Below are 7420 nucleotides of genomic sequence, written 5' to 3'. Positions count from 1 at the left end.
CCCAGCTAACCAGCCGGATCATCCATCCGATCATCACCCAGAAGACACAACAGCCACCCGCCGAACCGAAGTCCCCGCTGGCCGCCGCCGATGAACAGGGATATACGGAGACCGACCCGACGCGTCAACACCTAAAACGACACGTCGATGACAAAGGCCGCAGAAACCCGACGCGAGCCGCCCGCCTTCGAGGGCCGCTCAGATCCCCGCGTACCAGGGGAAGCCCAGTTCGGCGACCATGCTCCCCCTCCCCTTCCCGAAGCCATCGACGTGCTCGACGGCCTCGATCTGGGTCAGGTATTTGAGGCTCTTGTAGCCGAGTTGACGCTCGACCCGCAGGCGGAGAGGCGCGCCGTGGGCGATGGGCAGGTCTCCTCCGTTCATGCCGTAGGCGAGGATCGTCTGCGGGTGCAGCGCATCGAACAGATCGTAGCTGTCCCACCAGCCGTCGACGCTGCGCATCACAATGAAACGGGCCTCGGGCTTCAACCCCACATGGGCGAGGAGATGAGCCAGGGGCACGCCCGTCCAACCCGCGATCGCCGACCACCCCTGTTCACAGCTGTGCAGCGTGATCTGTGTCCTGGCCGGCATCGCCTTGAGGTCGGAGAGGGAAAAAGCCCCCGGCTTGTCGACGAGTCCCGTCACCGGCAGCTTCCAATCGGTGAAACCGACGGCCTTGGATGTTCTGTAGGCGGGAGCGTCCGGATCGGTCGTGTTGATGGTCGGAAAAACGGCGGAGATCGCTTCGGGCCCGAATTCCCGGACGAGGGGTTGTCGTCTGAGAAGCCAGCGCTGCACGGCGAAGGTCAGCCCGTTGCTCCAATCGTAGGGCGTCGCCAGGCGGCTCAGCGCCGGCGCGTCGCAGCCGCCGAGGAAACCAGCGCCGATGAGACCGGCCGACCCCGTCAGAACGCGCCGTCGGGAAAAATCGGTCATCGTTCCGTCTCCGGAGGAATGGTGAAACGCCCGGTGACCATCGAGCGCAGGAGATTACCGGCGCCGCCGACGAAGACCTGCATCACGTGGACGATCAAGAAAAGGACGAGCAGGCTGGCGACCAGGAAATGGATCGTCCGTGCGGATTGACGGCCGCCGAACAGGCTGAAGAGCTCCGGAAAGGCGGTCGTGAACCCCGGAGACATGGTGAGCCCGCTCAGCACCATCACGGGAAACAGGATCAGGACCACGCCGAGATAGGCGAATTTCTGCAAGGCGTTGTAGCGGAGCGCCTCCTTGCCGCGCGCCTTCTCCAATCTGAGATGATCGCCGATTTCCCGCGCGAGATGCCGGGCGGACAGTTGATCCCGATCCGGCACCAAGCTCCTGCGGAGATGTCCGCTCGCCAGGATGAGTAGCAGATAGGCGAGCCCGTTGATGACGAGGATCCAGGCGGCGAGGAAATGGAGGTTCCGACCCCAGCCAGTCTGTTCCAGGTTCACCGGCAGCGGCAGTTCGATCCAGGCCGGCGCGTCGTTGGCACCCGTCTCTCCCCAGAACAGGCGCGGCAGGGCGAGAAGGATGGCGATTCCACTGACCAGCAGGACAAGGAAGGCCGCGGCATTCACCCAATGGGTCAACCTCAGCCAAGCCGGATGCCGGAATACGGTCGGACCGTTCTTCGCCCCGGCGCCCGGTTCCACCGGGACGAGTTCAGGTGATACGGATGAGGACATCGAGTCGGTACCGCTCGGTGCGACTATGATGGTCGACGCGGATGGCCCCATCGAGGAGGCCGATCAGCATGTCCGAGGCTTCGTCCCCCGTCTGCGGATAATGGGTGAGACCGGTCCAGTGAACGAGGACGACGATCCCGCCGGGGTCGAGGGCATCGAGAATGCGCTTGGTCAGATGGGCCATATCGTCGGCGTCGAGGAAGTAGAGCACCTCCGAGATCAGGATCAGGTCGAACCTGCCCTGCGGCCATTGGCCGGGAACGTGCAGACGCTCGAACCGCACGTGTGGGAGCGATTCACAGCGTCCACGCGCCTGTTCGAGGGCCTTTTCCGCCGTATCGAGGCCGATGAGAGCATCACATCGGGATGCCAGAGCCTTGGTGAACACGCCGATGGAGCAGCCGATCTCCAGCGCCGACGCGAAACGCGGCTTCGGCAACACGTCCAAGGTCGCCGCGTATTTGGCGGCCTCGTATGTGCTGGTGGTGAACTGCCAGGGGTCGGGATCGTCGGCGTAGCGGTTCTCGAAATAATCCGGCGGCATCGTCTGCGAGTGACGCGTCATGGGACATCTCCGGAGTCGCGCCAGAGATCACCGGCGGACCCGGTCTCACCAAGGACATAATGCGCGGCGGATGTCAGCGCGAAATCCGGCGCCGGCTGTCGCAAATAGGTAGCGAGATCGCGTGAGGCCCGTTCGAGGGGGTGATCGCGCAGGAAGCCCTGCAACCCCACGGAGCGTTGAGCAAGCTGCAGCACCGACAGCCCTGCGGCCTCGACGGCGGTTCGCGCCAGGTGAACGTAGGCCACGATTCGCTCAGGGCAGAGGTCGTCCTCGAATACGATGCGCGCGGCGCGCTCCACCCAGAGGCGGGCGCTCTCGGTGGCGACGAGCCCCTCCCCCAGCCGGGCCGATTGATGCGGATCGTGACCTCGCCCGGTCCGGCGCAGATGGTCGCGCCAGATATCGAGCACGGCCTCGATCCCCCCGAGCTGGACGGCGGCAAAACGCCAGGCGCCGCCGAAGAAATACGGCTGTTTGGAATAGGAATCCGCCTCGCCGAGCAGACCGTCCTGTGCGATCTCGAGCCCGGTGAGATCCACCTTTCCCGTCGCCGAGGCGCGCATTCCGTGGGCCCGCCAAGCGGAGAGATCGGCCCGCGTGCCGGATGCGAGCTCGGGCACCACCATGAAGGCGCGGTCGCCGGGGATCGTGCGGGCGGTGACCAGGGGACGGGTGACGAAGCCCGCGCCGGATGCGAGGATCTTGCCTGCCCTCAGACGATAGCCACCGGGCTGCTCGACGAGCTTCAACCCGTCATCCGCGGGCTCGGTGTTCCAGACACCGAAGAGATGCCCCCCTCGCGCATCGGCGAAAAGACGGGTGCGCTGGGAGGCGTCGCCATATCGTGCAACCAGTTGAAGGGCGTTGACATGGCCCTCGTAGAGTCGACCGAGCGCCAGGCTTCCGCTCCCGATGATACGCAGCACATCGCAGAGATCCGAGGCGCCCGGCTCCTCGCCGAGGCCGGCGCCTTGCTCGTCCCGCGGTATCGGCGCGGCGAGCAGGCCGAGCGTACGCAGATGCTCGATATCCGCGGCCGGGAACCCGCCATCATGGTCATGTTCGGCCGCCCGCGCGGCGGCGGCCCGTGCGACCATCCTCGCGGCATCGACAATGCTGTGGGCGACCCGTATCGGCTGGTCCACGCTGTTCATCCTCTCCGTGCGGCCGTCGCGCCTCGATACCGACCATTCATGACATGGGACCAGGAGGCCGGACAGATTTCGGCCTGCACTCGATCGTATGACACCCCGACGCGAACATCCGTCGTTTGTCCGCTTCCTCCTCGTCGCACGTGGCGGGATCCGAGTTCCGGTACGGAAAGATCAGAATCGATCGATCGAAAAGGAGAATAGACGCGCGCAGGTTCTTGCCTTCGGTCATCGAGGAAGCAGTGAGTTGTCTCGACAACCAGCGAAACCTTGGGCCGGTTCAACGCCATGCGGCCAAATCGTGCATTCCTGTCGCGACGCTCGATCCGCCGCGTAAAAATGCGGCCTTATCCACATCTCCGGGATAGGCGGCGGGCCTGAGATCGGGCAGCGTCGCCATGGCTCCGCATTCGCCTCGTGTAGACCCACGAGACGATGCCGGGTCGAAGCGGCTCCACGAACGATTGTCCAGGATCGATGCTTATGGCGCGAAAGCGCGCTCAACCCACCGTCGATATCCTGAGGGACGTCGTCGCCCGTCTCGGGCTTCCGCCACGGTCGGTGGACATCGAGGCACTGCGGCTTCACCTCGATCTTCCGGAATTCGGTGGCTATGTCGAGGATGCGCGTGTCGGCAAAGGGCTGCGGCGCATGAAGGCGCAAAGCGCGTTCGCGAGGACAGGCGCCGCGGCGGTGAGCAAGAGCGTGCCCGGGCTCAAGGTCACGGTCGCCGAGAACGATACCCTCCTGTGGCGAGTGCGCGTGCTGCTGCCGCTCCTCGATGGCAACCGTCTGGATGTGCGGGTGGAGGTTCCCCTGGAGGGCGTCGCGGCCGAGATCGTCGCCGGCATGGCGGAGCGCAACGACCCGACCTGGCGCATCGAGACGTTGCGACCCGCCGTGGCCGAGATCACCGCACGGACCGGACAGACGCTCCACGCCTCCATCGAACGCCTCAGGGACGCGATCACCGGGGATCTGCGCGAGGTCGGCGCCGACGCCGTTACCTATATCGATCACATGGACCGTTCCCTCCGCTCGCGGGTGTTCCATGCCGGGCCGAATCTCGGGCGTTCCATGAGCGATACCCTGGCCCCGGTGCGCAAACGCGCCAAGGTCGTCGCGCGAGAGGATTCCCGCCTGCGCCGCCTGCGCGATCAGGTCGGGTTCGGTGCTTACATCGAGAAATTCACGGTCGCCCGGCGCCTCGGCCGTCGCATCATCTTCCATATGGGGCCGACCAATTCGGGCAAGACCTACGCGGCCCTGCAATTACTCGCAGCGGCCCCGACGGGGACTTATCTCGCGCCGCTGCGGCTCCTTGCCCTCGAGAATTACGAGGGGCTCGCCGAGCGGGGCCTCAAGGCCGGGATGGTGACCGGCGAGGAAGTACTCGGCGAAGACAGGCCGACCCACACATCGCGGACTATCGAGACCGCGGATCTGATCCGGCCCGTCGATGTCGCCGTGATCGATGAGATCCAGATGCTCTCCGATCCTGACCGCGGCTGGGCCTGGACCAACGCCCTCTTCGGTATCCCGGCCAAGACCGTCGTCGTCTGCGGGTCCGACGATGCGCTCGCCGCCGTCCGGCGCGCGGCGGAGGCAGCCAACGAATCGCTCGAGGTCATCACCTTCGTTCGCAAGACGCCCCTCGTCCTTCTGGACAAGCCCGTCCCCCTCGAGGACGTCGAGCCAGGGGACGCGGTCGTCGCCTTCTCGCGACGCGCAGTGCATGAGAATCGCGAGATCCTGGTCGCCGCCGGTCACAGCGTGGCGACGATCTACGGCGCCCTGTCTCCCGAAGTTCGGAGAGCGGAAGCCGCACGGTTCCGCACCGGCGAGGCCACCGTATTGGTCACCACGGATGCGATCGGCATGGGTCTCAACCTCGGGCCTCTGAAGCGCATCGTCTTCTCCGCGACCCGCAAATGGGATGGGGTCGGCGAGCGTGCCTTGACGAATTCCGAGATTCGTCAGATCGCCGGGCGTGCCGGGCGCTTCGGCCATCAGGATGTCGGTTACGTCGCCGCCACCGACGCCGTTGGCATCGAACCGATCCGCGCCGCGCTCGCCGGAGCGCCGACGGCACCAGCCGCCGATACGCGCTTCTTCGTGCGCCCCGATCTGATCGCGATCCGATCCGTCGCGGAGGAGATGCGCACGGCGAGCCTGCGCGAGGTCATGACGCATTTCGCGCGGTCCACCTTCTATGCAGGGTCGCCGTTCCAGCCCTCCGCCCTCGACGAAATCCTCGATGTCGCGAAGGTCATCGACCGCGCTGCCTTGCCGATCGAGGAAAAGTTCGCCTTCTCGGTCTGCCCGGTCAACCGGCGCGATGAGATCGCCATCGCCATGCTGGAACGCTGGGCGCAGGCTCGGGCCACGCGCACGACCGTTCCGGCGTTGCGTGCCAATCTCAGCGGGGAACTCGATTATCAGGAACGGACGGTGCGGCTGGCGAGCGCTTATCTCTGGCTGTCGCGCCGCTTCCCCGAAACCTTCGACGACGACGAACAGATCCGTGCCATGCGCGGCCGGGCCAACGCCGTCATCGAGAAACATCTAAGAGAGACGGCGACGCGCAAGGCCGAACGTCGGCGGTCGCGGCCGGGAGTGCGATGACTCGTCTGACTTACACCATCGGCGACATCCACGGATGCGCCGATGCCCTCGAGCGACTCCTGGCGGAGATCGCTCATCATTGCGGTGGTCGCGACTACCGCCTCGTCTTTCTCGGCGACTACATCGATCGCGGACCGGACAGTGCCGGCGTCCTGCGAATCCTTCAGGATCTCGATCGGACGGGAGGCGAGAAAGCCACGTTTCTCATGGGCAATCACGAGCGGATGTTGCTCGATGCCTACGAAAAGCCCTTCGGCGTCACCGCCTGGCTGGAGAATGGCGGTCGAAGTACGCTGGCGTCATTCGGCATCCGCGATCCGGAGGAGCTGCCGCGCGATGCGCTCAACTGGATGTCGGGCCTCGACACGGTCCATGAGGATGAGCGGCGCTATTTCGTCCATGCCGGGTTTCGCCCCGGAAGGCCCGGTATCGACCCGGACGTGGAGGCCAGACTCTGGATCCGAAAGCCGTTCCTCACCGAGGATTTCGATTTCGGCAAGCACGTCGTCCACGGCCACACCCCGCAAAAGACCGGCAGGCCGGACGTTCATCCCTTCCGAACGAACGTCGACACGGCCTGTGTTTTTGGATGCCTCCTCACCGCAGCCGTATTCACTCCTGAAGCCGGCCCCGCCGTCGAGTTCCTGCAGGTGAGCATGTGAACCGGAGAATTCGATGACCGCTTCCGTTCGGAACGACCGTTGGGGAGAGTGAAAGTATTTTTGGCGAGTAGACCGCCAAATCCATGGTGCTGCCATCCAGCAGAGTATGGGCGATTGGTTTCAGTGATGAGATCCGTGATCGGACTTATCCGCACAAGGCGGCCGTGACCTCGCGCTCATAGCTGTTTGGGGTATGATCAGCCTTGGCGGATTTCGAAAAGAGGGCGTTTACCTGCTCTTTCGATGAGGCTCATCCTATGCATCCGGTGAAGACCGCAGCGCTTTCGGGCTTTGCATAAGAGGTTTGTGAGGATGGACATCGACGAGGAGAAAATCGACGCCGCTGTTCTAGCGCTCCTGCGGTTGACGCTTCACGATGAGCGTCGTGCCTGGAAGGGCTTCGACTGGAACGCGATGGAACGCCTTCACCGGAAGGGGATGATCTCCGACCCGGCGAGCAAGGCGAAGTCGGTCGTGCTGACCGACGAGGGGCTGCATCAAGCGGAGAAACTATTTCGAGTCCTGTTCGCTCGGACCGAATGACTGCGCTGCCAAGTCTGCGGTTTGCGGGCCGGCTCTTCCCGATCCTGAGCAGTTCGACAGCGACAGCGTTTGTTTTTTCTCTATGTCATTTGACACGGAAAAGCCCGCGGCGTTTTACGCTGCGGGCTTTTGCGTGTTGTGTTCTGGTGTGTTTGGTTGCGGGGACAGGATTTGAACCTGTGACCTTCAGGTTATGAG

7 protein-coding genes are annotated in these 7420 nt (G+C 64.4%); 3 read left to right on the top strand and 4 right to left on the bottom strand.

Going from position 1 to position 7420, the window contains the following annotated elements:
- Positions 1-198: 198 nt before the first annotated feature.
- The 4 genes from ASF08_RS14780 to ASF08_RS14765 are packed head-to-tail and all read right to left on the bottom strand — an operon-like array spanning position 199 to position 3395.
- Complete coding sequence (locus tag ASF08_RS14780) at positions 199-939, bottom strand: molybdopterin-dependent oxidoreductase (protein ID WP_018042294.1); 741 nt, start codon at positions 937-939, stop codon at positions 199-201.
- A complete protein-coding gene (locus tag ASF08_RS14775) occupies positions 936-1676 on the bottom strand; it encodes a cytochrome b/b6 domain-containing protein (RefSeq protein WP_238254302.1) in 741 nt (246 codons plus the stop codon). Before ASF08_RS14775 ends, ASF08_RS14780 begins: the two co-directional genes overlap by 4 nt.
- Positions 1654-2241 carry a class I SAM-dependent DNA methyltransferase gene (locus ASF08_RS14770; protein ID WP_056146662.1) on the bottom strand — a complete coding sequence of 196 codons (588 nt, stop codon included), beginning with the start codon at positions 2239-2241 and terminating at the stop codon, positions 1654-1656. Before ASF08_RS14770 ends, ASF08_RS14775 begins: the two co-directional genes overlap by 23 nt.
- Positions 2238-3395: an acyl-CoA dehydrogenase family protein gene (locus ASF08_RS14765; protein ID WP_156629603.1), complete on the bottom strand. Its 1158-nt coding sequence runs from the start codon at positions 3393-3395 to the stop codon at positions 2238-2240. The genes ASF08_RS14770 and ASF08_RS14765 overlap by 4 nt, the downstream gene beginning before the upstream one ends.
- Positions 3396-3875: 480 nt before the next feature.
- On the opposite strand from ASF08_RS14765, the gene ASF08_RS14760 reads away from it, so the two are divergent.
- The 3 genes from ASF08_RS14760 (at position 3876) to ASF08_RS14750 (ending at position 7222) form a co-directional block, all read left to right on the top strand.
- The gene (locus ASF08_RS14760; protein WP_056146660.1) at positions 3876-6017 is read left to right on the top strand and encodes a helicase-related protein; all 2142 of its coding nucleotides are present in this window, start codon (positions 3876-3878) and stop codon (positions 6015-6017) included.
- Positions 6014-6679, top strand: coding sequence for a metallophosphoesterase family protein (locus ASF08_RS14755; protein WP_056146659.1), 666 nt, complete (start codon positions 6014-6016; stop codon positions 6677-6679). Before ASF08_RS14760 ends, ASF08_RS14755 begins: the two co-directional genes overlap by 4 nt.
- Before the next feature lie 312 nt (positions 6680-6991).
- Positions 6992-7222, top strand: coding sequence for a DUF6429 family protein (locus tag ASF08_RS14750; protein ID WP_056146667.1), 231 nt, complete (start codon positions 6992-6994; stop codon positions 7220-7222).
- The last annotated feature ends 198 nt before the right edge of the window (positions 7223-7420 follow it).

This window comes from Methylobacterium sp. Leaf85, assembly GCF_001422125.1.
GTDB classification, from domain to species: Bacteria; Pseudomonadota; Alphaproteobacteria; order Rhizobiales; family Beijerinckiaceae; genus Methylobacterium; species Methylobacterium bullatum.
The sequence above is the reverse complement of the archived record's forward strand: the minus strand, read 5'-3'. Positions and strand labels throughout refer to the sequence as shown.